Origin of the sequence: Defluviimonas sp. D31 (assembly GCF_033436765.1) — a bacterium.
Taxonomy (GTDB): domain Bacteria; phylum Pseudomonadota; class Alphaproteobacteria; order Rhodobacterales; family Rhodobacteraceae; genus Albidovulum.
On sequence record NZ_JAWQFN010000001.1, the window covers coordinates 493,357 to 520,201 of the forward strand.

Genomic DNA, 26,845 nt, shown 5'->3' on the forward strand with positions numbered 1-26,845 from the left:
CTGATGCGGCATTTTCGTCACAGGATGCTGCACTGCGGCACGAACTTGACCCAAATCAATGCCCGGACGCACCGGCCCGATAGGGCTGCCCTGCGCGCGAGAGAAGAGGGAACGAATATGAAAAACGCACTTATGCCAGTCATCTTGGCTCTTGCTGTCACGGCGCCGGCACATGCCCAATCTGCGGGCGACTGGACGCTTGGCTTCGGTCTCGGCTACGTTTCGCCGAAGGACGACAACGGGCTTCTGGCCGGCACCCCGACTACCGTCAACGATGACACCCAGGTGACGATCACCGCGGAGTACTTCGCGTGGGACAACATCGGAATCGAGCTTCTGGCAGCGACGCCGTTCAAGCACACCGCGACGATCCAGGGTGTCGGCACGGCGACGACCAAGCACCTGCCGCCCACCCTGTCGATGGTCTACCATGTGCCGACCGGGGGCAGCATCACGCCCTTCTTCGGCGCCGGTATCAACTGGACCACGTTCTTCAGTGAAAAATCCGCGCTCGGCGACGTCAACCTCGACGATTCCTTTGGCGTGGCGCTCAAGGTCGGCCTTGATTTCGCCGTCTCCGACCGTGGCGCGATCCGGACGGAACTGCGCTGGATCGACATCGATTCGGACGTATCGCTGAACGGTACGCCGATCGGCACGGCCGAGATCGACCCGCTCGTGGTCGGCGTGTCCTATGTCATGAAGTTCTGAAGACCCAAGAGGCACGGATACAGGAAGGGGGCGCGTCACGGCCAGCACGCGCCCTTTTTCGTCGAGGTGCTCCACCCCGCTCACCCCATCGACCCCATCAGCTCGCGCCCGATCAGCATGCGGCGGATCTCGCTGGTCCCGGCGCCGATCTCCATCAGCTTGGCGTCGCGGAAGATGCGGGCGACTGGGGTCTCGTTCATGAAGCCCATGCCGCCCATCGCCTGCACCGCCTGGTGGGCGACGACCATCGCCTCTTCCGAGGCATAAAGCACGCAGGCCGCCGCGTCCTGGCGGGTGACCTCGCCGCGGTCGCAGGCCTTGGCGACCTCGTAGATATAGGCGCGGGCCGAGTTCATCTTCGTGTACATGTCAGCGATCTTGCCCTGCATCAGCTGGAAGTTCCCGATCGGCTGGCCGAACTGCTTGCGCTGCGCGAGGTAGGGCATGATCTCGTCGAGGCAAGCCGCCATGATGCCGGTGCCGATGGCCGAGAGCACGACGCGTTCGTAGTCTAGACCGGACATAAGGACACGGACGCCCCTGCCCTCCTCGCCGAGGATGTTCTCGAACGGCACCTCGACATCGTCGAATACCAGTTCGGCTGTGTTCGAGCCACGCATGCCGAGCTTGTCGAAATGCTTGGAGGTCGAGAAGCCCTTCATCTCCTTCTCGATCAGGAAGGCGGTGATGCCCTTCGAACCGGCCTCTGGATCGGTCTTGGCATAGACGACGAGCGTATCGGCGTCCGGCCCGTTGGTGATCCAGAACTTGGTGCCGTTCAGCACGAAGCGGTCGTTCTTCTTCTCGGCGCGGAGCTTCATCGAGACGACGTCGGAGCCGGCCCCGGCCTCCGACATCGCGAGCGCGCCGACATGCTCGCCGGAAATCAGGCGCGGCAGGTATCTGCGCTTCTGCGCGTCGGTGCCGTTGAGCTTGATCTGGTTGACGCAGAGGTTGGAATGCGCGCCGTAGGAGAGCGACACAGAGGCCGAGGCGCGCGCGATCTCCTCGACCGCGACGCAATGGGCGAGATAGCCCATCCCGGCGCCGCCGTATTCCTCAGGCACCGTGATGCCGAGAAGGCCAAGCTCGCCCATCTCGCGCCAGAGTTCGGCTGGGAACTCGTTCGAGCGGTCGATCTCCGCCGCCATCGGCTTGACGCGCTCTTGCGCCCAGCGGTGGACCATGTCGCGGAGCGCCTCGATCTCCTCGCCAAGGTGGAACTTCATGGATGCGGTGAACATCGGCGCCCCCGAGTAAATGAACGTACGTTCAATTCATAGATCGAAAGGGTGAGTCGGGTCAATGGGTTCGCTGCGGCAAGGAACGCGCAGCGGCGTCGGGAACCGGCTCCGCTCTGCATCCTGGGTCAAAGATCTCGATGAACCGCTGAACTTCTGCGGTTGGCAAGACAGGAATGTTCAACCGCAGCGAAGGCAAGAAAGCCGAGCGAACCGCTGGATCCCTCCTGCCATTGGTCCGCATGGAACTTCATGGCATGCTAAATCCCTTCGGATCAGCATCGGGGGACCGAATGCGACAGACACTCTTCGGCCTTCTGTGCCTTTGTCTCTGCGGCCATGCGAGCGCCGAGACCCTCCCGCTCCCGGAAAGCCTGATCGCCCTGAACAGCGACAACGGCCAGGCGTTGCTGATCGAGGCTGAGGCCCGGACCGACTACTTCGACCTCGCCATCCATTTCACCAATCAGGTGCATCCGGCCTTTTGCGGTCCGGCCTCAATCGCGATGGTTCTCAATGCGCTCGACGTCCCGCGACCGGCGTCTGACATGACGCTCGGGCTCGGTATGTTCGATCAGGAGAATGTCTTCACGCCTGCCACGGAGGCCGTGAAGCCCCGGGCCCGAATCGAGAGGGCCGGGCTGACGCTCGACGAGCTCGGCGGGATGTTCGAAGCCCATTCCGTGGCGGCGAGCGTGCATCATGCCGCCGACTCCTCGCTCGAAGAGTTCCGGCGCACCGCGATCGACAGCATCGGGGACGCTGAGAGCTTCGTTCTGGTCAACTATCTCCGCTCCAGTCTCGGACAGGAACGTGGCGGGCACATTTCGCCGCTCGGAGCCTATGACGCGGAGACCGACAGATTTCTCATACTCGACGTGACCCGCTACAAGTACCCGCCTGTATGGGTCGATGCCGCGGCGCTGTTCGATGCGATGAACACGCCCGATTCCGACAACGACGACCGCTCGCGGGGATACCTGCTCGTCGCGCGATGACACGGTCAGCCACGGACCTTGATGCGAAGCCCCGCGTGGCGGACGGCTATTCGCACCGGTGCCGTGCGGTGACCGTCCGGCGGCCCGGAACCGTCCACTTCAGGATGAAGCGACCACCGAGCCGTAACCGCGCGTGAGCAGGGTCAATCCGCCGCCGGAACGGATTCGACCGGCCCGGCCGCGCCCCCATGCACGGTAAGGACCTCGGCGCGGATGATCCGTACGATGAGGGCTGCGTCGTCCGTTGAGAAGGTCAGCGGCAGGCGCATGTCTATGAGGCCCGCGAGGATGCGGTCGGTGTTCGGCAGCGACTGGGCTTTCGCGTAGCGCCAGCTGTCGTGGCGCGATGTGAAGCCGGTCGGCTCGGCATGGCCGAACCATTTCAGCTCGACCCCGCGGGCGGCGGCGCGGGCGATGAGGGTGCGGACCCTGTCCCCGGACCAGCCCGGCAGCAGGAACTGGAAGGAGGAGGCGACGTAATGCTCCTCGGCGGGGCGCGGGATGAGCCGGAGGCCGGGGGTGTCGGCCAGCCCCGCCTCCAGCACCCGGTAGAGCGCGTTCCAGCGGGCGCATTGGGCCGGCAGGTCGGCGAGCTGCGGCCTGAGGATTGCCGCGCGTAGGTTGTCCATCCGGCCCGAGACATTGGGGGTGACGTATTTCACCTTTTCGAAGGCCTCGGGTCCGGGCGCGGCGCGGTGACGGGTGTAGAGCATGTAGCTGCCCGAGAGGATGGTCGCGCGGGCCATCAGGTCGGGATCGTCCGAGACGAGGAGCCCGCCCTCGCCCGAGTTCATGTGCTTGTAGGTCTGGGTCGAGTAGCAGCCGGCGATCCCGTGCCGGCCCGACGGCGTCTGCCGCCAGGCCGCCCCCATCGTGTGGGCGCAATCCTCGATGACCGGGACGCCGGCCGCGTCGCAAAGCGCCATCAGCCGGTCCATGTCGCAGATATGGCCGCGCATGTGGCTGAGGACCAGCGCCTTCGCACCCGCCAGCTTGGCCGCAAGGTCACCGAGATCGATCGTGAGGTCCTCGGTCGTCTCGACGAAGGCCGGCGCCGCGCCGACGGCGGCAATCGCGCCCGGCACCGGCGCCAGCGTGAAGGCGTTGGTCAGGACCCGGTCACCCGGCCCCGTGCCGATCGCCCGCAGGGCGCAGCCGATCGCATAGCCACCCGAGGCCACCGCGAGGCAGTATTTCGCGCCGGTGAAGGCCGCGAATTCCTCCTCGAGGAGCGCGGTTTCGGCGATCTCGTCGGGCGCGGTGTTGTAGCGGTGCAGCCGCCCGTGGCGCAGGACCTTCAGCGCCGCCTCGATCCCTGCCTCGGGGATCGGCTCCTGTTGGGTGAAGCTTCCGGTAAAACGCTCGCTCATCGCATCCTCGTCGGCGGGGCCATGCGAGGGTTGTCCTTCGCCCGGCGCGCGGCGTCAATCCGGCGCGCGGGGTTTCGGTTTCGCGAAATCGGCGGTTCGGGCGCGCGAAACCGCCGCTCTCAGCCGATCAGCGCGTGGACGATCCCCGGCAGCGCGCTGAAATCGTCGACGAGCGCCTCGGGGGCGAGCGCCTCGACGCCGCGTCCGGCCGGGCCGAAGGTCACGAGCGCGACCGGCACCCCGGCGGCCGTACCGGTGCGCCGGTCGGTCTCGGTGTCGCCGATAAGGAGCGAGCGGCCGACCTCGCCGCCGGCGCGGTCGACCGAGAGGAAATAGGGCGCCGGGTCGGGCTTGCGGACCGGCAGCGTGTCCGCCCCGACGAGCGAGCCGAAAAGCCCGCGGACCCCGAGACGCGTCATCAGGAGCTCTGCCAGCCGCTCGGGCTTGTTGGTGCAGATGCCGGTCGCGTAACCGGCCGACCGCAGCGCCTCGACCGCCTCGGCCGCGCCGGGATAGAGCCGGGTCGCGCGGTCGATCCCCTCCTCGTAGGCGGCGAGAAGTTTGGGGTATTGGGTGTCGACTTCCGCCTCTGACCCGGTGCCGAGCCGCGAAAAGCCGAGCCTGAGCATCGCCCGGCCACCGTGGAACGCGGTCAGCGCATCGGCGGCCGGATCGAGAAGATCGCCCGCGCCGAGCCCGCGAAAACAGGCATTCGCGGCGGCGATCAGATCGGCGGACGTATCCGCGAGCGTTCCGTCAAGATCGAAGATGACCGTGCGCATGGCTGCATTCCGCCTCTGTAACGCGCAGAAAGGAGTTGTGATGCCCAGCCCCCCTTGCGACCCTTGGGGCCTTGGTTAAAACGGACGGCACCCGAAGGAAAGCACCATTCATGGCCACAGCTCTCATCATTCTCGCCGCCGGACAGGGCACCAGGATGAATTCCGACCTGCCGAAGGTCCTGCACCGGCTCGCCGGCGCGCCGGTCCTCGTCCACGCGATGACCACGGGCGCGAGCCTTGAGCCCGAGCGCACCGTGATCGTCGCCGGCCACGAGGCCGAAGCGGTGACCAGGGCGGCCAAGGCCCATGACGATACCGCCGAGGTGGTGATCCAGGCCGAGCAGCTCGGCACCGGCCACGCCGTGGCCCAGGCCCTGCCGGCGCTCAAGGGGTTCACCGGCAAGGTCATCGTGCTTTATGGCGACACGCCGCTGATCCGGCCGGAGACGCTCGACGCGCTCGCCAAGAGCCCGGCCGGCATCACCGTGCTCGGTTTCACCGCGTCGGACCCCCGCCGCTACGGACGGCTGATCGTGGCCGGCGACCGGCTCGAACGGATTGTCGAGTACAAGGGCGCGACCGAGGCCGAGCGCGCGGTGCGGCTCTGCAACAGCGGCGTCGTGGCCGTCGAGTCCGCGCTTCTGAACGAGCTCGTCGCGGGCCTTTCGAACGACAATGCCGCCGGCGAATACTACCTGACCGACATCGTCGCCGCCGCCCGCAAACGCGGCATCACCGCCGATATCGTGATCTGCGACGAGGCCGAGACGCTCGGCGTCGACACCCGCACCCAGCTCGCCCAGGCCGAGGCCGCCTTCCAGGCCCGCGCCCGCGTCGAGGCGCAGGACAACGGCGTGACGCTGACCGCCCCCGAGACCGTGTTTTTCGCCTTCGACACCGTGGTCGGCCGCGACACGGTGATCGGCCCCAACGTCGTCTTCGGCCCCGGCGTTACCGTGGAATCGGGTGCCGAGATCCTGCCCTTCTGCCATCTCGAAGGCTGCCACATCTCGCGCGGTGCCCGTGTCGGCCCCTTCGCGCGGCTGCGGCCCGGCGCCGAGCTTGCCGAGGATGTCCATGTCGGCAACTTCGTCGAGATCAAGAACGCGATCCTCGACGAGGGCGTGAAGGTCGGCCATCTCAGCTATCTGGGCGACGCCCATGTCGGCGAGCACACGAATATCGGTGCGGGCACCGTGACCTGCAATTACGACGGCGTCTCCAAGCACCGGACCGAGATCGGCGCGCATGCCTTCATCGGCTCCGACACGATGCTGGTCGCGCCGGTCAAGGTCGGCGCGGGCGCCCTGACCGCGACGGGTTCGGTCATCACCGAGGACGTTCCCGACGACGCGCTGGCCGTGGCGCGCAGCCGGCAGGTCACGAAATCCGGCCTCGCCCGCAAATTGTTTGATAAAATGAAAGCCGCGAAGGCGAAGCGGCAGAAAGAGATTTAATAATGTGTGGAATTGTAGGGGTGCTAGGCCACAATGAAGTGGCGCCAATTCTCGTCGAAGCCCTGAAACGCCTGGAATATCGCGGCTACGATTCGGCCGGAATCGCGACAGTGAACCGGGGACGCCTTGACCGTCGCCGGGCCGTGGGCAAACTCGTCAACCTCTCCGACCTCCTCGTGCACGAACCGCTCGCGGGCAAGGCCGGGATCGGTCATACCCGCTGGGCGACCCACGGTGCCGCCACCGTGATCAACGCCCATCCGCACCGCTCCGGCCCGGTCGCCGTGGTCCACAACGGCATCATCGAGAACTTCCGTGAGCTGCGCGCCGAGCTTGCCGACAAGGGCCTCGCCTGCGAGACCGAGACCGACACCGAGACCGTGGCGCTCCTCGTCCGCCACCACATGGATCAGGGCCTCTCCCCCCGCGACGCCGCGCGCGAGACCCTGAAGCAGCTCGACGGCGCCTTCGCGCTCCTTTTCCTCTTCGATGGCGAGGACGACCTGATGATCGCCGCCCGCAAGGGTTCGCCGCTGGCAATTGGCCACGGCCAGGGCGAGATGTTCGTCGGCTCCGACGCGATCGCGCTGGCGCCGATGACCGACCGCATCACCTACCTGGAGGAGGGCGACTACGCCTTCGTCACCCGTGCGGGCGTCGAGATCTTCGACGCGGCAGGCCGCCGCGCCAACCGCGACGTGCAGAAGATCCAGCTCGATGCGACCCGGATCGAAAAGGCGGGCTACAAGCACTTCATGGCCAAGGAGATCGCCGAACAGCCGATCGTGCTGGCCGACGCGATCAAGCACTATTGCCGGGGCGGAAAGATCAACCTGCCCGAGGAGCTTGACTTCACCACACTGGACCGACTGACGCTGGTGGCCTGCGGCACCGCCTCCTATGCCTGCATGACGGCGAAATACTGGTTCGAAAGCCTGGCAGGACTGAATTGCGAGGTCGATATCGCCTCGGAATTCCGCTACCGCGAACCACCCCTGCCGCAGAATTCCTTCGCCATCTTCGTCAGCCAGTCGGGCGAGACCGCCGACACGCTCGCCGCCCTCCGCTACGCCCGCGACAAGGTCGCGAAAATCGTCTCGGTGGTGAACGTCGCGACCTCGTCAATCGCGCGGGAAAGCGACATCGCGCTGCCGATCCTCGCCGGGGTCGAGGTCGGGGTCGCCTCGACCAAGGCCTTCACCTGCCAGCTCGCGGTGCTCCTGCTCCTGGCGCTCGAAGCCGGCCGCCAGCGAGGCCGGATCGACGACGCGGCGCTGGCCGAGCATCTCAAGGCGCTCGCCTCCCTGCCCGGCCTGATGAACCAGACGCTGACCCGCGAGCCGACAATCGCCGCGACCGCCGCCGCCATCGCCGAGGCGCAGGACGTCCTCTTCCTCGGCCGCGGCGCGATGTTCCCGCTGGCGCTCGAGGGTGCGCTGAAGCTCAAGGAAATCAGCTACATCCATGCCGAGGGCTATGCCTCGGGCGAACTCAAGCACGGCCCGATCGCCTTGATCGACAAGACGGTGCCGGTCATCGTCCTCGCCCCGCGCGACGCGCTCTTCGACAAGACCGTGTCGAACATGCAAGAGGTGATGGCGCGGCACGGCAAGGTGGTTCTCATCACCGACGCGAAGGGCGCCGACGAAGCGAGCTACGGCACCTGGAAGACGCTCACACTGCCCGAGCTTCCCGCGCTCCTCGCGCCGATCCTCTACGCCCTGCCCGCCCAGCTTCTGGCCTATCACGCAGCCGTCGCGAAGGGCACCGACGTCGACCAGCCGCGGAACCTCGCCAAGTCCGTGACCGTGGAATGACGCTCGACGAGGCCTTGGCCGAGCTCCGGGCCGGGATCGAACCCGGCCGGGCGGCGCAGATGGCGGCCTATCACAAGCAGACCCGCGACGTTCTCGGCATCCCGAACCCGGTTCTGAACGACCTCGCGAAAACCTGGCGGCAGGCCCTTTCCGTCGCGGACCGCGTCGCGCTCGCCGACCGGCTCTGGCGGACCGACATCTTCGAGGCCCGCATCGCGGCCGCGAAACTGCTCGCGCAGGCGCGGATGCGTCCGGACGCGGATACCTGGCGCCTCATCGCCTCCTGGGTGCCCGATTTCGACGGCTGGGCGATCGCCGACCATGCCTGCGACGCCGGCGCGCGCCGCCTTGTCGCCGATCCCTCCCGCATCGACGAGGTCGAGAGCTGGACCCGCTCCGAGCATATGTGGACCCGCAGGGCCGCACTTGTCATCACCCTGCCCTGGACCAAGCAGAACCATCCGAACGAAGCGGACCTCGCGATCCGCGACCGCGTGCTCGGCTGGGCCGCCGCCTACGCCGATGACCGGGAATGGTTCATCCAGAAGGCCGTCGCCTGGTGGCTGCGCGACCTCTCGAAACACGACCCCGACCGCGCCCGCGCCTTTCTCGCCACCCACGGCGACCGGCTCAAACCCTTCGCCCGCAAGGAAGCCGGGAAGCATCTCTGATCATCTGCATTGTTAAAATACCCCGGGGTCCGGGGCAGCGCCCCGGGTCTCACCCCCCGCGGAGCGCCCGCCGCATGATCTTGCCGGTGGCCGTCATCGGCAGATCCTCGCGCCGCTCGACGTAGCGGGGCGCGACATGCGGGCTCACGCGGTCCCGCACCCTCGCGATCAGCGCCTCAGGAAGCCCGGCCCAGGCCGCCCCGTCGCGCAGCACGACGTAAGCCTTCACCACCTCGCCCCGGACCGGGTCGGGCACGCCCACGCAGGCCGCCATCACCACATCGGGATGCCCGGTCAGGCAGTTCTCGATCTCCGACGGCCCGATCCGGTAGCCGGCTGACGAGATGATGTCGTCGTCGCGCGCCACGAAGGCAAAGTAGCCCTCCCCGTCGCGGGTTCCGAGATCGCCGGTCCTGAGCCAGTCGCCCGCGTACTTCGCCGCCGTCGCCTCGGGTTTGCCAAGATATTCGAGGAACATCACCGGATGGCCGCGCCGGACAGCGATCTCGCCGGTCTCGCCATCCGGCACCGCCCGCCCCTCGCCGTCGATCACCGCGACCTCGGCACCCGGCGCCGCGCGGCCCATCGCGCCCGGCTTGGTCGGAAACACGCCGTCCGCCGAGCAGACGACGAGGTTGCACTCGGTCTGGCCATAGATCTCGTTGATCGGCGCCCCCAGCGCCGAACGGCCCCAGTCGAGCATCTCGGCGCCAAGGCTCTCGCCGCCCGACGACACCGCCCGCACGCAGAGTCCCTCCGGCACGGACGCGCCCCGCATCAGCTTCAGCGCCGTCGGCGGCAGGAAGAGGTTCGTCACGGCATGGTCGCGCATGATCGCGAAGGCCTCGTCGGGGTCGAACCTGCGCATCCGCCGGCTGACGAGCGGCACGCCGTAGTAAAGACAGGGCATCGCCATGTCCATGAGCCCGCCGATCCAGGCCCAGTCCGCCGGCGTCCAGCCGACCGCGCCGGGCCGGGGGAAGAAGCCCTGGCTCAGCTCGACATTCGGCAGATGGCCGAGCAGGAAGCGATGGGCATGCACAACGCCCTTCGGCGCGCCGGTCGTGCCCGACGTGTAGATCAGCACCGCGGGATCCTCCGCCGCGACCGGCAGCGGCGTCAGGCGCTCCGATCCCGCCACGATCTCGGCCCAGAAATCCCGCTCTGCCGAGGGCTCGGTGCAATAGACCTCGCGCAGGTCGGGAAGTACCGCGCGAATGGGGTCGAGCCGGCCGAGACTGGCCCGGTCCGTCACCACGACCCGAGCCCGCGCATCGGCCAACCGGTACTGCAGCGCATCAGGCCCGAAGAGCGTGAACAGCGGGAGCACCACCGCACCGAGCTTCATCGCCGCGAAATGCGCGATCAGGACCGCCGGCCCCTGCGGCAAAAGCACCGCCACCCGCTCACCGCGCCTCAACCCGCGCGCGGCGAAGGCATTGGCGAGCCGGTCCGAGGCCCGCTTCAGCTCGCCATAGGACCAGCGCCGAACCGCGCCGGCCTCGCCCAGCTCGATCAGCGCAAGCCGCTCCGGCTCCGCCCGCGCCCAGCTGTCGCAACAGGCCTCGGCAATCGAGAACCGCTCCGGCACCCGCCAGCGAAACCCCTGCCTCAGCGCCTGCCAGTCCCGGCCTTCGCCGAGCATCCTGCGGTCCATCCCGGCCCTGCCCCATCCTCGCACTTGCACGCCCCGAGAGGAGGCGCATCATCCCGCCCTGTCAAGTCGCGCTTGTACCGCCTCCGGCCCGGCAGTAGATTCGACCAATGACCTCGCTCATAGACCCCTTCGCCCGTCCGATCTCCTACCTGCGCGTCTCGGTGACGGACCGCTGCGACTTCCGCTGCACCTATTGCATGGCCGAGCACATGCAGTTCTTGCCGAAGAAGGACCTCCTGACGCTGGAGGAGCTTGACCGGCTCTGCACCACCTTCATCCACCTTGGGGTGGAGAAGCTGCGCATCACCGGCGGCGAGCCCCTGGTGCGCCGCGACATCATGACCTTCTTCAAGTCGATCTCCCGGCATCTGGAGACCGGCGCCCTGAAGGAGCTGACGCTGACCACGAACGGCTCGCAGCTTGGCCGCTTCGCCGCCGATCTCGCCGCGCTCGGGATGCGCCGGGTCAATGTCTCGCTCGACACGCTCGACCCGGCGAAGTTCCAGGCGATCACGCGCTGGGGCCGCCTGCCGCAGGTCCTCGACGGGATCCGCGCCGCGACCGCCGCCGGGCTCCGGGTCAAGATCAACACCGTGGCGCTCAAGGGTTTCAACGAGGACGAGCTTTTCCCGCTCCTCGACTGGTGCGCGAACGAGGGCCACGACCTCACCTTCATCGAGGTGATGCCGATGGGCGAGATGGGCGAGGAGATGCGGCTCGACCAGTACTGGCCGCTGAAGGACCTGCGCGCACGCCTCGCCGAGCGCTTCACGCTCACCGACCTCGCCGAACGCACCGGCGGCCCCGCGCGCTACGTGCGGATCGAGGAGACGGGCCAGAAGATCGGCTTCATCACGCCGCTGACGCACAATTTCTGCGAAAGCTGCAACCGCGTCCGCGTGACCTGCACCGGAGAGCTGTTCATGTGCCTCGGGCAGGAGGACAACGCCGACCTCCGCGCGCCCCTGCGCGCGAGTTCCGACGACCTGCCGCTCGAAACCGCGATCCGCGCGGCGATCGCGCGCAAGCCCAAGGGCCATGACTTCGACTATTCGCGCCAGAAGGTGAAGGGCCAGGTCTCGCGCCACATGAGCCATACCGGCGGCTGAGCCGGTCAGGCGGGCGCCAGGAACCGCGGCCGGAACAGGCGCTGCACGACCGCGCCAAGGCCGGTCAGCGTGAGCGCCAGCACGAAGAGCCAGCCCAGAAGCGGAACGAGCGCAATGATCCCGGTCGCGAGCGCGCCGATCCCCCCGCAAAGCGCCCGCTCGCCGACGCTTTGCGGCTCGGGGCGGCCCACCGCCTGAACGAGCGCCACGCCGAAGGCGTAGACCGCGAGGATGTAGCCCGCGAAACCGCCCGCCAGCGCGACGAAAACCACCGCCGGAACCAGCAGGGCCCCGATCAGCGTCATCGCGAAGATCACCGCCGAGCCGATCACCGCCGACTGCGCGAGGAACCCGATCCAGAGGTTCCGCAGCGGCCGCTCAAGGATGCCGCGCCGCATTTCAGCCAGCGTCCCGGGCATGACCGCCGCGATCAGCGCCGCAAGGGCCGCGACCATGACCACACCGGTCAGGAACCGCCCCACCGCGCGCGTCCAGCTCCAGCCCGTCACGGACCGGGTCGCCGCCTCCCATTCCGAGATGTCGCGGCGCTCGATCCGATCCTCGGACGCAACCCTCGCGGGGATCTCCATGGCGCCGGGCTTTTCCTCGTAGAGCGTGAGTTTCCCGTCGATCCGCGCCCCGTCCGCGAACTCCACGTTGCGCGCGGTGAGGCTGACATCGCCCGTGATGACCGCGCCGATCCGCACCTCGTCGCCTCCGATCAGCGCGTAGCCCGCCACCGGCCCACCGACCGCCAGCTTGGCGCCGGAGATCCTCAGATCGCCGCCGACATCGCCGACGCGAACGTCGTAACCGGCCAGTGTCGCATCGCCCGCGACCGGGCCGTCCAGCACCACGTCCATCCCGGCCATGTAGGCGTCTCCGCCGACCGCGCCCGTCATCGTCACCCTTCGCCCGGCCAGATGCGCCGAGCCGGAGATATCGGCCTCGCCGCGCACCGTCTCGCCGGCCATGAAGAGATCGTCGGTGCCGGCCGTGTCGAGGACCACGGTAGCCCCCGTCCGGAAGCTGTCGCCTCCGAAGTCGAAGATCTGCGCGTTCTCCTGCGCGCTTCCCGGAGCGGCGGTCAGAGATAGCACGATCATGGCGCTGGCGAGGTTTCGCATGATTTCCTCCCGAGAAATTCCGCATGAGATCCGCAGCCTAGCATAGAAGCAGATCCGCCAGCGGCTCTGCGCAGGATCAACGCCGCTTGCCGGCCGCGTTCCAGGTGCGAACGCGTGCTTGCGTCATCCCATCCGTTCGCGCCGCCAGGCGTCGGGCGTCACGCCCTCGGCCTCGCGGAAGACGCGGATCAGGTGCGAGACATCGCAGAACCCGGTTTCGGCGGCGATCTCGGTGACCGATTTCTCGCCCCGTTCGAGCAGCGCGCGCACCTGCGCGAGCCGGATCCGCCGCCCCGCCTCGGCCGGCGTCAGCCCGAGCGCCGCGCCGAAACGGCGTTCGAGCTTGCGGCGGCTCACGCCGAGCTGATCGGCGAGCCGCGAAACCGGCAGCGGCGTCTCGGGCATCTGCTGCATCCACAGGAGCGCCCGCTTCACCAGCGGATCGGAGGCGTTCAGCTCCATCGGCAGGCCGGGCTGCGGTCGCTCGGCGGCAAGCGCCTCGTCAACGATCATGATCGACAGGCTCTTGCGCGCCGCCGCGCGGCCGATATGGCGGTCGACGAGGAAGGCCGCGAGATGCGCGGTCGCTGACCCGCCCGAGCAGGTCAGCCGGTCCCGATCGACGACGAAGATCTGGTCGGTCACCGGAATAAGCCCTTCGAACTCCTCAAGAAAATCATCGCGGTGAAACCAGTTCACGCAGCAGCGGTAGCCCTGCATCAGTCCCGCCCGGTGCAGCACGAACGCCCCGGTGCAAAGCCCGATCAGCGGCACCTTCGCCGCCGCCGCGCGCTGCAGGTAGGCAATGACGTCGGGATGAAGCCGCTGCGCCTCGCCGATCAGCCCGCCGACGACGGCGATATAGTCGAACCGCGCCGGATCGCCGAGCTTCTCGTCGGGCTGCACCGCGAGCCCGCAGCTGCTGCCGACCGGCTCCAGCGCCGGCGCGACCACCCGCCAGCTGCACAGAATCGGCCGCGAGCGGTCGCCCTCGTCGGCCGCGAGGCGCAGCACGTCGATGAAGTTCGCCAGCGCGGCGAGAGTGAAACGACGGGTCGGAATGATGCCGACTCGCAGGCGCGGCGCGGGATGAAGGGCGGCAGAGGACATCTGTTGATGCCTTTCACGGAAGGATGACGCAAAGATGATGACTACTTGCCGCATTCATCCAACTAAAACGCGACGAAATCGACAACATACCATCCACTTTGCGACACTGGCCCGGTACCGGGCGTATTCCTGCCGAGGAGGTCCGCCATGTCCCACCAGTCTGCAATCCGCGCGCTCCACAAGGTTCCGGCCACGGCGACCGTGCCGAACCAGGCAAAATCCAGCTTTGTCTTCCTGCTGCTGGACGGCTTCACCCACATCGCCCTCGCCTCCGCGATCGAGCCCTTGCGGCTGGCCCGCGACATCCTCGGCCGCGACGCCTATTCCTGGCGGCTGGTGTCGCTCACAGGCGCTCCGGCCAACTGTTCGAACGGCATGACGGTCCTCGTCGATGGCGGCTTCGCCCAGCTCGCGCGCGGCGAGACGCTGATCGTCGTCGGTGGCCCCGATACGCGGCGCCAGAACGATGCACGACTTAGTGCGCAACTCCGGCGCGAAGCGGCGCATGGTGTCAAGATCGGATCGCTCTGCATGGGCGTCTATGCGCTGGCCCGCGCGGGGCTTCTGGACGGCGAGGAATGCGCGGTCCACTGGGACGCGATCGAGGGCTTCGGCGAGGAATTTCCGGAGGTCCGGATCAGCCGCAACGCCTTCCTGCTCGGTCGCCGGCCCACGGCGCCGGGCGGCGCGGTGGCGGCCGACATGATGATGCACCTGATCGCCGAGGCGCATGGCACCGAGCTTGCTACGCGGATCGCCGACCAGATGGTCTGCAACGGCGTGCGCAGCCCGAAATCGCAGCAGAAGGTCTCGGTCCAGTCGCGCTACGGGATGCGCAACCCGCGCCTCGTCAAGGTGCTGAACTGCATGGAGGAGAACCTCGAAACGCCGCTCACCGCGCAGGAGATCGCCGACATCGCCGCGATGTCGGTGCGCCAGACCGAGCGGCTCTTCGCGCGCTACCTCAACACCACGCCGATGAACTTCTACATGCAGATGCGGCTTGAGAAGGCGCATTCGCTGCTCTTGCAGACCGAGCTTTCGGTCACCGAGATCGCGGTCGCCTGCGGCTACAAGTCGACCTCGCATTTCACCAAGAACTTCCGCGCCGCCTATGACGTGACGCCGAAGAAGATGCGCGCCGTAAGCGCCTGATCTGGGCGCCCGGCGTTCCCATCTTCCCGAGCCTTCGCTATCTTTCTCAGGAACCCGTCCCTTGAATGGCCGGGCAGGAGGAACCGGAATGCCCGATCTGAGCCGTTTTCACGAAGCCCAAGGCGAAGCCTACGACAACGCCCTGGCCGAGCTTCGCGCCGGCGCCAAGCAAAGCCACTGGATGTGGTTCATCTTCCCCCAGCTGAGGGGTCTCGGCCGGTCGCCCACGGCCCAGTATTTCGGCCTCGACGATCTCGCCGAGGCGCGGGCCTATCTCGACGACCCGGTGCTCGCGTCCCGCCTCACGGCCTGCGCCGAAGCGCTCCTGCGTCACGACGACCGCCCAGCAGAGGCGATCCTCGGTCCGATCGACGCTTTGAAACTGCGCTCGTCCGCCACGCTCTTTCGTGAAGCCGCGACGGGGGAGACGGCGGTCCTGATGCAAAGCCTTCTCGACCGCTTCCACGGAGGCCAGCCCTGCAGGCGCACCCTTGAGGCGCTGGCGGGCGACTAAGACGCGTTCGCCGCTTACGCGGAATCAGCGCCACGCCGGTAGGTCTCGACGAAGCGGCGCAGGATGATCTCGGGCATATGCACGTCGCTTTGCCGGCACATCTCGACCAGCCGGTCGGCATCCTCGGGTGGAAAATAGCCTTTGTTGCGGTAGATCCGGATCCGAAGCTCGAACCCGGCGCTGTCGGCCTCGGGGTGGAACTGGGTGGCGTAAACGTTCCGCCCGTAACGGATCATCTGATAGGGGCACGGGTCCGAGGCCAGCAGATGCACGGCGCCCTCGGGCAGGTCCTGCAGCGCCTCCTTGTGGCCGACGAAGGCGAGGAACCGCTCCGGAAGCCCGGCGAGGAGCGGGTCGGCCTCGCCCTCGGGCGTGACCCGGCACAAGGAGGCCCCGACCGGCTCGCCGTAACGCTCCTTGCTGACCCGGCCGCCAAGGTGGTGGCCGAGCACGCCGATGCCGTAGCAGCAGCCGAGGAATGGAACGTCCCGCGCCGTGATCGCGGGCATGAGGCCGAGAACCGCCGCCTCGATGCGCGCCTCGACCGCGGACTTCTCCTCCGGCGCGTCGGAGACGCAGCCTGGGCCGCCGCCAACGATCACGCCGGAATAGGCGGAAAGATCGAGCCCCTTGGGCAAGGGCTCGAGATCGAGACGGATCCGGTGCGTCTCCTCCTCCGCGAGTCCACCCTTGCGCAGGAACGCGGCGAACTCGTCGTCGGCGGCCTCGGTCTCGGGGCGGAGTTGCAGGACGAGGAACGGTTTCGCCGTCATGCCGCCGGCATCCGCTCCTCGATGATGCCCGCCCACCAGGAGCATCCGGCGGGGATCGCCTCGTCGTTGAAGTTGTATTGCGGGTGGTGGACCATCGCGGTATCGCCGTTGCCGACGAGGATGTAGGCACCCGGCCGTTCCTCGAGCATGAAGGCGAAATCCTCGCCGCCCATGATCAGTGGGGCCTTGCCGCAGCTTCCCGAGATCTTCGAGGCCACCTGCGCGGCGAAGCCGGTCTGTTCCTCGGAGTTCACCATCACCGGATAGCCGCGCATGTAGTTCACATGCGCCTTGGCGCCATAGGCATCCGCCGTGGCCTCGGCGATCTTGACGAGCCTGGTCTCGGCGAGCTTGCGCACCGCCTTGTCAAGCGTCCGCACGGTGCCCTTCAGCGTCACCTTCTGCGGGATCACGTTGAAAGCCTTGGATTCCGTCTCGAAGCTCGTGACCGAGACGACGATCTGGCTGACCGGATCGACGTTGCGGCTCGCGATGGTCTGGAATGCAATGACGATCTGGCTCGCCACCACGGTCGTGTCGATCGTCTCGTGCGGCTTGGCGGCATGGCCGCCCTTCCCTTCGACGACGATCTCGAACTGGTCGGTGGCGGCGAAGAAGGCGCCGGGGCGGATCGCGAAGGAGCCGACCGGCTGGCCCGGCCAGTTGTGCATGCCGTAGACCTCCTGGATGCGGAACCGTTCCATCATCCCGTCCTCGCACATCTCGCGGCCGCCGCCGCCGCCCTCTTCGGCGGGCTGGAAGATGACGATGGCGGTGCCGTCGAAATTGCGGGTCTCGGCAAGGTACTTGGCGGCACCAAGCAGCATCGCGGTATGGCCGTCATGGCCGCAGGCATGCATCTTGCCCTTGGTCTTGGAGGCATAGGGCAGCCCCGTCGCCTCGATGATCGGCAGCGCGTCCATGTCGGCGCGAAGACCGATCACTTTGCCCTGCGTGTCGGTCCGGCCCTTGATCACGCCGACGACGCCGGTCCGGCCGATCCCCTCGACCACCTCGTCGCAGCCAAACCCCTTGAGAAGCTCGGCGACCCGCTGGGCGGTGCGGTGGGTGTCGAACAGAAGCTCGGGGTGTTCGTGAAAGTCGCGCCTCCAGCCGGTGATTTCCGGCAGAAGCTCTGCGAAACGGTTCTTGACGGGCATGGAAGGGCTCCCTGGGGTTCTTCTTGGCGCCAAGCGGAGGGAGTGGCGCGGGGCGCCGGCGATCCTCTGCCAAATCGCCGCTGCCCGCAAGGTCCGGGCAGTGTCATACCCGGTCGCGCAGACCGTACCAGGCATAGGCCGGCGCCAGAAGCGCCCGGCGGAAACGGCCGAAGGGAAAGCGCGCGGGAGGTCTCGCCATCAATGCCGGCGCGGCGCCTGTCCCGGTCGCGAGTCCCGCGAGAAGCCTTCCTGTATAAGTGCCCATCGACACGCCGTTGCCGTGATAGGCGAAACCGGCCCAGGCATTCGCCCAGTCGCCGATCGGGCCGGCATAGGGGGTCAGATGCCAGCTCAGGCAGACGAAACCCGACCAGTAATGCGGCGTCTCGATACCGGCCCAGGCGGGGAACATCGCCTCGAAATCGGCCCGGATCTTGCGGTGCATCGCCTCCTGCGCCGCGGCATCGGCACGGATGCCGCCGCGCATCCCGAACAGGAAACGCCGGTCCGGCATCAGCCGGAAATAGTGCAGGAGCCGTCGCGTGTCATAGGCCATGAGATCGCTCGACCAGCCCTGCCCTGCAATCTCCTCCGGCGTGAGGGCGCGCGTTACCAGCGCCGCCGATTGCGTCGGCAGGTAGCGCCCGGCCATCCAGCCCGGCAGGTCGTCGCTCGAATAGCCGTTCGTGGCGAGGATCAGCTTCTTTGCCTCGAGAACGCCGCCCGCCGTGTGAAGCCGGAAACCGCCCCCCGCGGGCTCGATCCGCGTGACCGGCGCGTTTTCGTAAAGCCGCGCGCCGGCCTCGCGCGCGGCGCGGGCGAGGCCGAGCACATATTTCAGCGGGTTGAGCGCGAAGCCGAGGGGCAGGCGCAGCGCGCCGTGAAAGCCCGGCCCCGAGAGCCCTTCGCCCGCCAGTTCGCCCGGCCCGATGAGTTCGGGACGGACCCCGTAGGCCCGCTCCAGCCCCGGCGCCTCGGCCCGCAGCGCGGACAGATCGCGCGGCCGATGCGCGAGCACGACCTCTCCGCCCTGAGAGTGGACGTCGGCCGCGATTCCGTGCCGGTCGAGGATATCTGCGACGAGCGCCACCGACGCCTTCTGCGCGCCATGCCATTCGGCAAGACCCTGCGCGCCGAAACGGCGCAGAAGCGTCGCGTCGCTGGCCTTGGTGCCGCCGATGCAGGCGAAGCCGCCGTTGCGCCCCGAGGCCCCCCAGCCGATCGCCTCCGCCTCCAGAACCGCGACGTCGGCCCCTGCGTCGCGGGCCAGGTGCAGGGCCGCCGACAACCCGGTGTAGCCGCCGCCGATGACCGCGATCTCGGCCCGTTCGACGCCGGCGAGCGCCGGGCCCGGGGCCGGCCGCGCGACCGTCGTGTCCCAGTAGCAGCGCGCGACCGGACCGCTGCCGTAGCCGTGATCCTCGTAGATGCGCCGCATCGCCAAGTTGCCGCTCAGGCCCGCACCGCCGCCTGTTCCTCGGCCCGCTGCCGGGCGATCGACCGCTTGGAGATCAGCGAGGCGCTGATAACCCCAACCGTCACGATCGAGATCAGGATCGTCGAGAGCGCGTTGATCTGCGGATTCACGCCAAGCCGCACCGAGGAAAAGATCTTCATCGGCAGCGTCGTCGCCGACGGGCCCGCCACGAACTGCGAGATGACGAGGTCATCAAGCGAGAGCGTGAAGGCCAGAAGCCAGCCGGAGATCACCGCCGGCGCGATGATCGGCAGGGTGACCGACTTGAACGCGTCGAACGGCGTGCAGCCGAGATCGAGCGCGGCCTCCTCGAGCGACCGGTCGAAGGTCGCAAGGCGCGAGGAAACGACGACCGACACGAAGCACATCGTGAAGGTGATGTGCGCGAGGATGATGGTGAAGACCCCGCGGTCGAGCCCGATGGTGATGAAGAGCAGAAGCATCGCGAGGCCGGTGATGACCTCGGGCATGACGAGCGGCGCGTAGATCATGCCGGAAAACAGCGTGCGCCCGGTAAACCGCCCGGCCCGGACGATCACATAGGCTGCCATCGTGCCGAGGATCGTCGCCACCGTCGAGGAGATGACGGCGACCTTCAGCGTGACCCAGGCCGCGCTCAGGAAGGCCTGATCCCGGAAGAGCTCGCCATACCACTTGGTGGAGAAGCCAGCCCAGACCGTGACCAGCTTCGACTCGTTGAACGAGAAGGTCACGAGAATGATCATCGGCAGGTAGAGGAACGCGAAGCCGAGCGTGATCGAGGTCGCGTTGAACCAGGAGAAACGGCGGTTCATTGGTCAGCCTCCCTCTGCTTCTGCTCGTTGCGCTGGAAGAGCACGATCGGGATGATCAGGATCAGGAGCAGCACGACGGCCACGGCCGAGGCGACCGGCCAGTCGCGGTTATTGAAGAATTCCTCGAAAAGGACCTTGCCGATCATCAGTGTCGAGGATCCGCCGAGAAGCGAGGGAATGACGAACTCGCCGAGCGCCGGAATGAAGACGAGGAAGCAGCCGGCGATGACGCCGGGGCGCGACAGCGGGAAGGTCACGAGCCAGAAGGCCTGGAACCGCGAGCAGCCGAGATCCTCGGCCGCCTCGATCAGCGATCCGTCGAGCTTTTCCAGCGCCGAGTAGATCGGCAGCACCATGAAGGGCAGATACGTATAGACGATGCCGATATACACGGCCGTGTTGGTGTTGAGGATTTGGATGGAACTGTCGGTCAGCCCGGTCCAGATCAGGAACTGGTTGAGGAAGCCCTCGTTCGACAGGATCGACATCCAGGAATAGACGCGGATCAGGAACGAGGTCCAGAACGGCAGGATCACCAGCATCATCAGCGTCGGACGCCATTCGTCGGGCGCCTGCGCCATGCCGTAGGCGATCGGATAGCCCACGAGCAGCGTCAGGAAGGTCGAGATGAAGGCGATCTTCAGGCTCGAGAGATACGCGGTGTAGTAAAGCGCGTCCTCGGCGAGGAAGGTGAAGTTCTCGAAATCGAGCGCGCTCAGGAAGGACTTGAACCCCTCCCAGCCGGCCGAAAGATCGAGCACCGGCGTATAGGGCGGGATCGAGATCGCGTAGTCCGAAAGCGCGATCTTCAGAACGATCGCGAACGGGATGAGGAAGAAGACCAGAAGCCACGCATAGGGCGCGAGGATCAGGAACAGCCGACGGATATTCATGACGCCCCCCTCAGCTCAACAGCACGACACCGGCGGTGTCCGTGAAGGACAGCCACACCCGGTCGTCCCAGCTGATGTCGCGGCGCGAGATGCGGCGGTCGTTGGCGACCTGCGCCTTGATCATCCGCCCGCCCGCAACCTCGACCTTGTAGGTCGAGATGTTGCCGAGATAGGCAATGTCGTGGACGGCCCCCTCGATCGCATTGGCGCGGCCCTCGGGTTTCTCGGTGGTGATCGCCACCTTTTCGGGCCGGATCGCGAAATGCACCCGTGCCCCCTTGGCGACCTGCCCCGCCGGGGTGGCCGCGATCTCCGGCTGACCCTCGGCCCAGGCGATGGCGACCTTGCCGTCACCCTTCGGCGCAGCGGTGCCCTCTATGAGGTTCACGTCACCGATGAAGTCGGCGACATAGACCGAGTTCGGCGTCTCGTAGATCCGGTCCGGCGTGTCGACCTGGATCATCCGCCCGTGGTCCATGACCGCGACGCGGCTGGCTACGGTCATCGCCTCTTCCTGGTCGTGGGTCACGATCACGAAGGTGGTTCCAGTCTTTTCCTGGATGTCCATCAGCTCGAACTGGGTGTCCTGGCGCAGCTTCTTGTCCAGCGCGCCGAGGGGCTCGTCCAGAAGCAGGAGCTTCGGCGCCTTGGCGAGCGAGCGGGCGAGCGCCACCCGCTGGCGCTGGCCACCCGAGATCTGGTGCGGCTTGCGCTTGGCGAACTTCTCCAGCCGGACGAGGCGCAGCATTTCCTCGACCCGCGCGCCGATCTTGTCCTTCGGCATGTCGGACCGCTTCAGCCCGAAGGCGATGTTGTCCCAGACCGACAGGTGCGGGAACAGCGCGTAGCTCTGGAACATCATGTTCGTCGCGCGCCGGTTCGGCGGGATCGGGGCGATGTCCTGCCCGTCGAGCAGGATCGTGCCCATCGTCGGTTTCTCGAAGCCCGCGAGCATCCGCATCAGCGTGGTCTTGCCGCACCCCGACGGCCCGAGCAGCGCGAAGAACTCGCGCCGGTAGATGTCCAGCGTCAGATCGTCGATCGCGGTGAACTCGCCGAATTTCTTCGTCACGTTCTGGAACCGGATCAACGGCTTCTCGTTCGGATCGTTCCAGGGTGCGAAGACCGGGCGGTTGGCGGGCTGCTGATCCATTATGTCCTCGTGTGATATACGAAGCCCCGCGCCGGAAGGGCGCGGGGCAGGATTGACAGGCGCGCTCAGGTGCCCGACTTGACCTTGGTCCAGAGCCGCGTCACGTCGCGGTTCACCTTCGGATCCCAGGTCGTCGTGGTGTAGAGGTTGTTCATCGTCTCCTCGTCCGGGTAGATGGCCGGATCGCCGATCACCTCCGGGTCAAGGAACTCCTGCGACGCCTTGTTGCCATTCGGATAGTAGACATAGTTCGAAGCAGCGGCCGCATTGTTCGCATCGAGGATGAAGTCGATGAACTTGTGCGCCGCGTCCGGGTTCGGCGCGTCGACCGGGATCGCCAGCTGGTCGAACCACATCAGCGCGCCTTCCTTCGGGATGTGATACTCGATCTCGACCCCGTTGTCGGCCTCGATGGCGCGGGCCTGGGCCTGGAAGACGTCGCCCGACCAGCCGAACGCCACGCAGATCTCGCCGTTGGCGAGCGCGTTGATGTATTCGGACGAGTGGAACTTCTGCACGAAGGGCGCGATCGCGGTCAACACCGGCTCGGCCTTGGAGATCGTCTCGAAATCCTGCGCATCCGGGTCTTCGCCGAGATACTTCAGCGCCGCCGGGATGATCTCGACCGGCGCGTCAAGCATGTGGATGCCGCAGGAGGCGAGCTTTTCCGCATTCGCGGGATCGAAGACCAGCGCCAGCGAATTGACCGGCGCATCCTCGCCGAGCACTTCCTTGACCTTCTGGACGTTGATGCCGATCCCGGTCGATCCCCACATGTAGTTGATCGAGTATTCGTTGCCCGGATCGTACTTTTCGGTCCGCTCGGCGATCGCGTCCCAGACGTTGCCAATGTTCGAGAGCTTCGACTTGTCGAGCTTCTGGAAGGCGCCGGCCTGGATCTGCCGCGAAAGGAACGTGCCCGAGGGCACCACGACATCGTAGCCAGAGCCGCCCGCGAGCAGCTTGGTCTCAAGGATCTCGTTCGAATCGAACACGTCGTAGATCAGGTCGATCCCGGTTTCTTCCTTGAACTTCGCCAGGAGCGCTTCGTCGATATAATCCGACCAGTTGTAGACATGGACCTCCTCGGCCCCCGCCGCGCCGGCCACCGCGATCGCGGCCGCCATCGTCATCCCCGTAAGCTTCATAGTACCTCCTAAGGTCTGTTGGAGTGGACGGCCACAAGGACCATCCGCAGGGTCTTCGCCTCTTGTTGCGCTATTTTGATCAAATTTTTCGACTCAAATCAACATGGCATTTTCGTGAAGCGCAATCTATTATGGCAGAAACAAAATATCGCACAGCCCCCGTCGAGGAGAGCGAATGAAAAAGTACGTCGACCCCAGCGAATCACCCAGAAAGGTGCCGTCGCACGAGATCACCTACTGCCGGCTGCGCGACATGATTCTCTTCGGCCAGCTCGCGCCCGGCCAGCCGGTGACGATCCAGGGCCTGACCGCGACGCTCGAAGCCGGCATGACTCCGGTGCGCGAGGCGATCCGCAAGCTCACCGCCGAAGGCGCGCTCGAACTTCAGGGGAACCGCCGCGTGTCGGTGCCCGAGCTCACCGTCTCGCAGCTCGACGAGATCGCCTTCGCCCGGCTGACGATCGAACCGAAACTGGCGCAGATGGCCACCAACCATCTGCGGGCAAATGATATCGGAGCCTTGGCGCGGATCGACGCCGAGATCGACCAGGCCATCGCTGCGGGCGATGTCCAGCGCTACCTGCGCGGTAACTTCCAATTCCATTTCGCGCTCTATGAACGCGCCGGCGCGCCGATTCTGCTGTCGATCGCGCAAATGCTCTGGCTCCGTTTTGGTCCGTCGCTCCGGGTGGTCTGCGGCCGCTACGGCACCGCCAACCTGCCCGACCGCCACGGCGAGGCACTGGCCGCAATGCGGGCCGGAGACGCCACTCAGCTCGCTGCGGCGCTCGAGGGCGACATCGCCCAGGGAATCGAGCAGGTACGGCTTTCACTGCCCTCCTCCAAAATTTGATCAAATTCTATTGACATCGCCGGTTTTGATCATATCCTGTGCGTGACTGGCAGACTGGTCGACGCCCGCCCGACGTGGCGCCGACCGAACTGCGACACCCGCCCCACAGGCCCGAACACGACAGGTTCCGCGATGACCAAGATCACCAATCACATGCCCACGAAGGAACTCCAGGCGCTCGACGCGGCGCATCACATGCATCCCTTCACCGAGGATGCCGCGCTGGCGAAGAAGGGCGCGCGCATCATCACCCGCGGCAAGGGCGTCTATCTGACCGACAGCGACGGCCACGAGATCCTCGACGGCATGGCCGGGCTCTGGTGCGTGAACCTCGGCTACGGCCGCAAGGACCTCGCCGAGGTGGCGGCGCGGCAGATGGAAGAACTCTGCTATTACAACACCTTCTTCCAGACGAGCCACGTCCCCGCCATCGCGCTCGCGGCGAAGATCGCCGAGCTGGCGCCGGGCGATCTGAACCACGTCTTCTACGCCGGGTCGGGCTCGGAGGCGAATGACACCAACATCCGCCTCGTCCGCCGCTACTGGGAGGTGAAGGGCAAGCCCGAGAAGAACATCATCATCGCGCGGCATAACGGCTACCACGGCTCGACCATGGGTGGCGGCTCTCTGGGCGGCATGGCCGGCATCCACGCCCAGGGCGGCCTGCCAATTCCGAACATCACCCATATCGGCCAGCCGCACTGGTACGCCGAGGGCGGCGACATGACGCCCGAGGAATTCGGCCTGATGCGCGCCCGCGAACTTGAAGACAAGATCAACGAACTGGGCGTCGACCGGGTCGCCGCCTTCATCGGAGAGCCGATCCAGGGCGCTGGCGGCGTGATCATTCCGCCCGCGACCTACTGGCCCGAGATCCAGCGCATCTGCGACAAGTACGGCATCCTCCTGATCGCCGACGAGGTCATCACCGGTTTCGGCCGCACCGGAAAGTGGTTCGGCTCCGAGACCATGGGCATCAAGCCGCATATCATGACCATCGCCAAGGGCCTGTCGTCTGGCTACGCCCCGATCGGCGGCTCGATCATCTGCGACGAGGTCTACCACACGGTCGCGAATTCCGGCGAGGATTTCAACCACGGCTACACCTATTGCGGCCATCCGGTTGCCGCCGCCGTGGCACTCAGGAACCTCGAGATCATGGAGGAGGAGAACATCCTCGACCATGTCAGCAACGTGGCCCATCCCTATCTCGCCGAGAGATGGGAAGCGCTGGCCGACCATCCGCTGGTGGGCGAGGCGCGGCTCATCGGCCTCATGGGCTCGATCGCGCTGACGCCGAACAAGGAAACCCGGGCGGCCTTCGCCTCCGAAGCCGGCACCGTTGGCTATCGCTGCCGCGAGCACTGCTTTGCCAACAACCTCGTGATGCGCCATGTCGGCGACCGCATGATCATCTCGCCGCCCCTCGTCATCAAGCCTGCGGAAATCGACGTCTTCATCGCCCGCGCGACGAAGTCGCTCGACGAGACCTATGCGGGCCTCAAGGCGGACGGCCTGCTGAAGGCGGCCTGAGCGGGGTCTCATGGACATCCTTTACGCTAATGACAGGGCCGGGGAATATCCCCGGTCCTGGTACGCCGACAGCGCCGAGGCTCCGGGCCCCTACCCCGAGGCCACGGGCGATCTGACCTGCGACGTCTGCGTCGTCGGCGCGGGGTTCACCGGTCTCTCGGCGGCACTTCACCTCGCCGGGCGCGGCTTCGACGTGATCCTTCTCGACGCGCACCGCGTCGGCTGGGGCGCGTCGGGCCGCAACGGTGGCCAGGTGGGGACCGGCCAGCGGCTCGACCAGGAGGCGCTGGAAAAGATGGTCGGGCTCGACCATGCACGTGCGCTTTGGGACCTCGCGCAGGAATCGGTCGCGCTGACGAAGGCACTCGCCGACGAGCACGCTCCGGATGCCGGCTTCGCGCCGGGCATCATCCATGCCTGCCACAAGGCGCGCTACGTCCCGCATGCCCGCGAGTATGCCGAGAAGATGGCACGCGACTATGGCTACGACCTGATCCGACCGCTCGACCGCGAGGAGATGCGCCACATGGTGGGCTCGCCCGCCTATCACGGCGGCGACATCGACATGGGCGGCGGCCACCTGCATCCCCTGCGCTACGCCTTCGGCCTCGCGCGTGCGGGGCAGGCGAAAGGCGTGCGGATCTTCGAACGCTCGAAGGTCACGGCGATCACCGAGACCGCCCCCGCCACGGTTGCGACGGAGAAGGCGACCATCACCGCGGGCCATGTCGTCCTTGCCTGCAACGGCTATCTGGGCGACCTCAACAAGCGCGTCGCCACCCGCGTCATGCCGATCAACAACTTCATCGTCGCGACCGAGCCGATGACGCCTGAGAGCCAGGAAAGCCTGATCCGTGGCAACCACGCCGTCGCCGACACCAAGTTCGTGATCAACTACTTCCGCTTCTCGGACGACCACCGCCTCCTCTTCGGCGGCGCCGAGAGCTACGGCTACCGCTTCCCCGATATCGCGGCGCTGGTGCGCAAGCCGATGCTGGAGATCTATCCCCAGCTCAAGGACATAAAGATCACGCATGCCTGGGGCGGCACGCTCGGCATCACCATGAACCGGATGCCGCATTTCGAACGGCTCGCCGGGAACATCCTTTCGGCTTCGGGTTATTCCGGCCACGGCGTCGCGATGGCGACGCTCGGGGGCAAGCTCGCGGCCGAGGCCATCGCGGGTCAGGCGGAACGCTTCGACGTGATGGCATCGGTCCCGACCCATCCCTTCCCGGGCGGGATGGCGCTGCGCTGGCCGCTGCTGGTGCTGGCGATGCTGTGGTTCTCGCTTCGCGACCGGCTCTGAGGCGGCGAATCCGGGGGCGCTGCCCCCGGACCC

24 protein-coding genes are annotated in these 26,845 nt (G+C 66.8%); 11 read left to right on the top strand and 13 right to left on the bottom strand.

The window, feature by feature from the left end; translation table 11 throughout:
* Positions 1-117: 117 nt before the first annotated feature.
* Entirely contained in the window at positions 118-711 is a 594-nt protein-coding gene (locus tag R5H32_RS02400; protein ID WP_318337084.1) for an OmpW/AlkL family protein, read from the top strand.
* Positions 712-791: 80 nt separating this feature from the next.
* On the opposite strand, the gene R5H32_RS02405 is transcribed toward R5H32_RS02400, so the two are convergent.
* Positions 792-1,955, bottom strand: coding sequence for an isovaleryl-CoA dehydrogenase (locus R5H32_RS02405; RefSeq protein ID WP_318337085.1), 1,164 nt, complete (start codon positions 1,953-1,955; stop codon positions 792-794).
* A gap of 290 nt (positions 1,956-2,245) precedes the next feature.
* Between R5H32_RS02405 and R5H32_RS02410 the strand changes: the two genes are divergently transcribed.
* Positions 2,246-2,950, top strand: a complete 705-nt coding sequence (locus R5H32_RS02410) for a phytochelatin synthase family protein (protein WP_318337086.1) — start codon at positions 2,246-2,248, stop codon at positions 2,948-2,950.
* A 143-nt stretch (positions 2,951-3,093) separates the two neighbouring features.
* Here the strand turns inward: R5H32_RS02410 and R5H32_RS02415 are convergent, their stop codons facing one another.
* Entirely contained in the window at positions 3,094-4,320 is a 1,227-nt protein-coding gene (locus R5H32_RS02415) for a DegT/DnrJ/EryC1/StrS family aminotransferase (RefSeq protein WP_318337087.1), read from the bottom strand.
* A gap of 119 nt (positions 4,321-4,439) precedes the next feature.
* Positions 4,440-5,102: an HAD-IA family hydrolase gene (locus R5H32_RS02420; protein ID WP_318337088.1), complete on the bottom strand. Its 663-nt coding sequence runs from the start codon at positions 5,100-5,102 to the stop codon at positions 4,440-4,442.
* A gap of 110 nt (positions 5,103-5,212) precedes the next feature.
* Between R5H32_RS02420 and glmU the strand changes: the two genes are divergently transcribed.
* From glmU to R5H32_RS02435, 3 genes are read left to right on the top strand one after another with little or no spacing between them, the layout of a single operon-like run.
* Positions 5,213-6,559, top strand: coding sequence for a bifunctional UDP-N-acetylglucosamine diphosphorylase/glucosamine-1-phosphate N-acetyltransferase GlmU (gene glmU / locus R5H32_RS02425; protein ID WP_318337089.1), 1,347 nt, complete (start codon positions 5,213-5,215; stop codon positions 6,557-6,559).
* A gap of 2 nt (positions 6,560-6,561) precedes the next feature.
* On the top strand, positions 6,562-8,376 hold the full coding sequence (gene glmS, locus R5H32_RS02430) for a glutamine--fructose-6-phosphate transaminase (isomerizing) (protein WP_318337090.1): 1,815 nt from the start codon (positions 6,562-6,564) through the stop codon (positions 8,374-8,376).
* On the top strand, positions 8,373-9,047 hold the full coding sequence (locus tag R5H32_RS02435) for a DNA alkylation repair protein (RefSeq protein WP_318337091.1): 675 nt from the start codon (positions 8,373-8,375) through the stop codon (positions 9,045-9,047). The genes glmS and R5H32_RS02435 overlap by 4 nt, the downstream gene beginning before the upstream one ends.
* Positions 9,048-9,096: 49 nt before the next feature.
* On the opposite strand, the gene R5H32_RS02440 is transcribed toward R5H32_RS02435, so the two are convergent.
* Positions 9,097-10,704 carry an AMP-binding protein gene (locus R5H32_RS02440; RefSeq protein WP_318337092.1) on the bottom strand — a complete coding sequence of 536 codons (1,608 nt, stop codon included), beginning with the start codon at positions 10,702-10,704 and terminating at the stop codon, positions 9,097-9,099.
* A 107-nt stretch (positions 10,705-10,811) separates the two neighbouring features.
* Between R5H32_RS02440 and moaA the strand changes: the two genes are divergently transcribed.
* Positions 10,812-11,813 (top strand): GTP 3',8-cyclase MoaA, encoded by a 1,002-nt coding sequence (gene moaA, locus R5H32_RS02445; RefSeq protein WP_318337093.1) that lies wholly within the window; start codon positions 10,812-10,814, stop codon positions 11,811-11,813.
* 5 nt (positions 11,814-11,818) lie between these two features.
* On the opposite strand, the gene R5H32_RS02450 is transcribed toward moaA, so the two are convergent.
* Both R5H32_RS02450 and R5H32_RS02455 read right to left on the bottom strand, forming a co-directional pair.
* Positions 11,819-12,940 carry a hypothetical protein gene (locus tag R5H32_RS02450; protein ID WP_318337094.1) on the bottom strand — a complete coding sequence of 374 codons (1,122 nt, stop codon included), beginning with the start codon at positions 12,938-12,940 and terminating at the stop codon, positions 11,819-11,821.
* Positions 12,941-13,063: 123 nt separating this feature from the next.
* Positions 13,064-14,050, bottom strand: coding sequence for a GlxA family transcriptional regulator (locus R5H32_RS02455; protein WP_318337095.1), 987 nt, complete (start codon positions 14,048-14,050; stop codon positions 13,064-13,066).
* A gap of 147 nt (positions 14,051-14,197) precedes the next feature.
* Between R5H32_RS02455 and R5H32_RS02460 the strand changes: the two genes are divergently transcribed.
* Positions 14,198-15,205 carry a GlxA family transcriptional regulator gene (locus tag R5H32_RS02460; RefSeq protein WP_318337096.1) on the top strand — a complete coding sequence of 336 codons (1,008 nt, stop codon included), beginning with the start codon at positions 14,198-14,200 and terminating at the stop codon, positions 15,203-15,205.
* Between the two features lie 88 nt (positions 15,206-15,293).
* Positions 15,294-15,719: a DUF1810 domain-containing protein gene (locus R5H32_RS02465; protein WP_318337097.1), complete on the top strand. Its 426-nt coding sequence runs from the start codon at positions 15,294-15,296 to the stop codon at positions 15,717-15,719.
* A gap of 14 nt (positions 15,720-15,733) precedes the next feature.
* Here the strand turns inward: R5H32_RS02465 and R5H32_RS02470 are convergent, their stop codons facing one another.
* From R5H32_RS02470 to R5H32_RS02500, 7 genes are all read right to left on the bottom strand, one after another.
* The gene (locus tag R5H32_RS02470; RefSeq protein ID WP_318337098.1) at positions 15,734-16,492 is read right to left on the bottom strand and encodes a glutamine amidotransferase; all 759 of its coding nucleotides are present in this window, start codon (positions 16,490-16,492) and stop codon (positions 15,734-15,736) included.
* The gene (locus R5H32_RS02475) at positions 16,489-17,652 is read right to left on the bottom strand and encodes a M20 aminoacylase family protein (RefSeq protein ID WP_318337099.1); all 1,164 of its coding nucleotides are present in this window, start codon (positions 17,650-17,652) and stop codon (positions 16,489-16,491) included. Before R5H32_RS02475 ends, R5H32_RS02470 begins: the two co-directional genes overlap by 4 nt.
* Before the next feature lie 103 nt (positions 17,653-17,755).
* Positions 17,756-19,090 carry an FAD-binding oxidoreductase gene (locus tag R5H32_RS02480; RefSeq protein ID WP_318337100.1) on the bottom strand — a complete coding sequence of 445 codons (1,335 nt, stop codon included), beginning with the start codon at positions 19,088-19,090 and terminating at the stop codon, positions 17,756-17,758.
* Between the two features lie 14 nt (positions 19,091-19,104).
* Positions 19,105-19,923, bottom strand: coding sequence for an ABC transporter permease subunit (locus tag R5H32_RS02485; RefSeq protein WP_318337101.1), 819 nt, complete (start codon positions 19,921-19,923; stop codon positions 19,105-19,107).
* The gene (locus R5H32_RS02490; RefSeq protein ID WP_318337334.1) at positions 19,920-20,810 is read right to left on the bottom strand and encodes an ABC transporter permease subunit; all 891 of its coding nucleotides are present in this window, start codon (positions 20,808-20,810) and stop codon (positions 19,920-19,922) included. Before R5H32_RS02490 ends, R5H32_RS02485 begins: the two co-directional genes overlap by 4 nt.
* A gap of 16 nt (positions 20,811-20,826) precedes the next feature.
* On the bottom strand, positions 20,827-21,969 hold the full coding sequence (locus R5H32_RS02495; protein ID WP_318337102.1) for an ABC transporter ATP-binding protein: 1,143 nt from the start codon (positions 21,967-21,969) through the stop codon (positions 20,827-20,829).
* A gap of 65 nt (positions 21,970-22,034) precedes the next feature.
* Positions 22,035-23,117, bottom strand: a complete 1,083-nt coding sequence (locus R5H32_RS02500; RefSeq protein WP_318337103.1) for a polyamine ABC transporter substrate-binding protein — start codon at positions 23,115-23,117, stop codon at positions 22,035-22,037.
* A gap of 175 nt (positions 23,118-23,292) precedes the next feature.
* On the opposite strand from R5H32_RS02500, the gene R5H32_RS02505 reads away from it, so the two are divergent.
* The 3 genes from R5H32_RS02505 to R5H32_RS02515 all read left to right on the top strand — a co-directional run bounded on the left by R5H32_RS02505 (position 23,293) and on the right by R5H32_RS02515 (position 26,812).
* Complete coding sequence (locus R5H32_RS02505; protein ID WP_318337104.1) at positions 23,293-23,970, top strand: GntR family transcriptional regulator; 678 nt, start codon at positions 23,293-23,295, stop codon at positions 23,968-23,970.
* Between the two features lie 132 nt (positions 23,971-24,102).
* Complete coding sequence (locus tag R5H32_RS02510; protein WP_318337105.1) at positions 24,103-25,503, top strand: aspartate aminotransferase family protein; 1,401 nt, start codon at positions 24,103-24,105, stop codon at positions 25,501-25,503.
* A gap of 10 nt (positions 25,504-25,513) precedes the next feature.
* Positions 25,514-26,812 (top strand): FAD-binding oxidoreductase, encoded by a 1,299-nt coding sequence (locus R5H32_RS02515; protein ID WP_318337106.1) that lies wholly within the window; start codon positions 25,514-25,516, stop codon positions 26,810-26,812.
* Positions 26,813-26,845 lie beyond the last annotated feature (33 nt).

What these genes read in the sequence shown, in the direction of transcription:
- R5H32_RS02400 (WP_318337084.1), top strand. Translation starts at nt 118, where the DNA reads ATGAAAAACGCACTTATGCCAGTCATCTTGGCTCTTGCTGTCACGGCG.
- R5H32_RS02405 (WP_318337085.1), bottom strand. Translation starts at nt 1,955, where the DNA reads ATGTTCACCGCATCCATGAAGTTCCACCTTGGCGAGGAGATCGAGGCG.
- R5H32_RS02410 (WP_318337086.1), top strand. Translation starts at nt 2,246, where the DNA reads ATGCGACAGACACTCTTCGGCCTTCTGTGCCTTTGTCTCTGCGGCCAT.
- R5H32_RS02415 (WP_318337087.1), bottom strand. Translation starts at nt 4,320, where the DNA reads ATGAGCGAGCGTTTTACCGGAAGCTTCACCCAACAGGAGCCGATCCCC.
- R5H32_RS02420 (WP_318337088.1), bottom strand. Translation starts at nt 5,102, where the DNA reads ATGCGCACGGTCATCTTCGATCTTGACGGAACGCTCGCGGATACGTCC.
- glmU (WP_318337089.1), top strand. Translation starts at nt 5,213, where the DNA reads ATGGCCACAGCTCTCATCATTCTCGCCGCCGGACAGGGCACCAGGATG.
- glmS (WP_318337090.1), top strand. Translation starts at nt 6,562, where the DNA reads ATGTGTGGAATTGTAGGGGTGCTAGGCCACAATGAAGTGGCGCCAATT.
- R5H32_RS02435 (WP_318337091.1), top strand. Translation starts at nt 8,373, where the DNA reads ATGACGCTCGACGAGGCCTTGGCCGAGCTCCGGGCCGGGATCGAACCC.
- R5H32_RS02440 (WP_318337092.1), bottom strand. Translation starts at nt 10,704, where the DNA reads ATGGACCGCAGGATGCTCGGCGAAGGCCGGGACTGGCAGGCGCTGAGG.
- moaA (WP_318337093.1), top strand. Translation starts at nt 10,812, where the DNA reads ATGACCTCGCTCATAGACCCCTTCGCCCGTCCGATCTCCTACCTGCGC.
- R5H32_RS02450 (WP_318337094.1), bottom strand. Translation starts at nt 12,940, where the DNA reads ATGCGAAACCTCGCCAGCGCCATGATCGTGCTATCTCTGACCGCCGCT.
- R5H32_RS02455 (WP_318337095.1), bottom strand. Translation starts at nt 14,050, where the DNA reads ATGTCCTCTGCCGCCCTTCATCCCGCGCCGCGCCTGCGAGTCGGCATC.
- R5H32_RS02460 (WP_318337096.1), top strand. Translation starts at nt 14,198, where the DNA reads ATGTCCCACCAGTCTGCAATCCGCGCGCTCCACAAGGTTCCGGCCACG.
- R5H32_RS02465 (WP_318337097.1), top strand. Translation starts at nt 15,294, where the DNA reads ATGCCCGATCTGAGCCGTTTTCACGAAGCCCAAGGCGAAGCCTACGAC.
- R5H32_RS02470 (WP_318337098.1), bottom strand. Translation starts at nt 16,492, where the DNA reads ATGACGGCGAAACCGTTCCTCGTCCTGCAACTCCGCCCCGAGACCGAG.
- R5H32_RS02475 (WP_318337099.1), bottom strand. Translation starts at nt 17,652, where the DNA reads ATGCCCGTCAAGAACCGTTTCGCAGAGCTTCTGCCGGAAATCACCGGC.
- R5H32_RS02480 (WP_318337100.1), bottom strand. Translation starts at nt 19,090, where the DNA reads ATGCGGCGCATCTACGAGGATCACGGCTACGGCAGCGGTCCGGTCGCG.
- R5H32_RS02485 (WP_318337101.1), bottom strand. Translation starts at nt 19,923, where the DNA reads ATGAACCGCCGTTTCTCCTGGTTCAACGCGACCTCGATCACGCTCGGC.
- R5H32_RS02495 (WP_318337102.1), bottom strand. Translation starts at nt 21,969, where the DNA reads ATGGATCAGCAGCCCGCCAACCGCCCGGTCTTCGCACCCTGGAACGAT.
- R5H32_RS02500 (WP_318337103.1), bottom strand. Translation starts at nt 23,117, where the DNA reads ATGAAGCTTACGGGGATGACGATGGCGGCCGCGATCGCGGTGGCCGGC.
- R5H32_RS02505 (WP_318337104.1), top strand. Translation starts at nt 23,293, where the DNA reads ATGAAAAAGTACGTCGACCCCAGCGAATCACCCAGAAAGGTGCCGTCG.
- R5H32_RS02510 (WP_318337105.1), top strand. Translation starts at nt 24,103, where the DNA reads ATGACCAAGATCACCAATCACATGCCCACGAAGGAACTCCAGGCGCTC.
- R5H32_RS02515 (WP_318337106.1), top strand. Translation starts at nt 25,514, where the DNA reads ATGGACATCCTTTACGCTAATGACAGGGCCGGGGAATATCCCCGGTCC.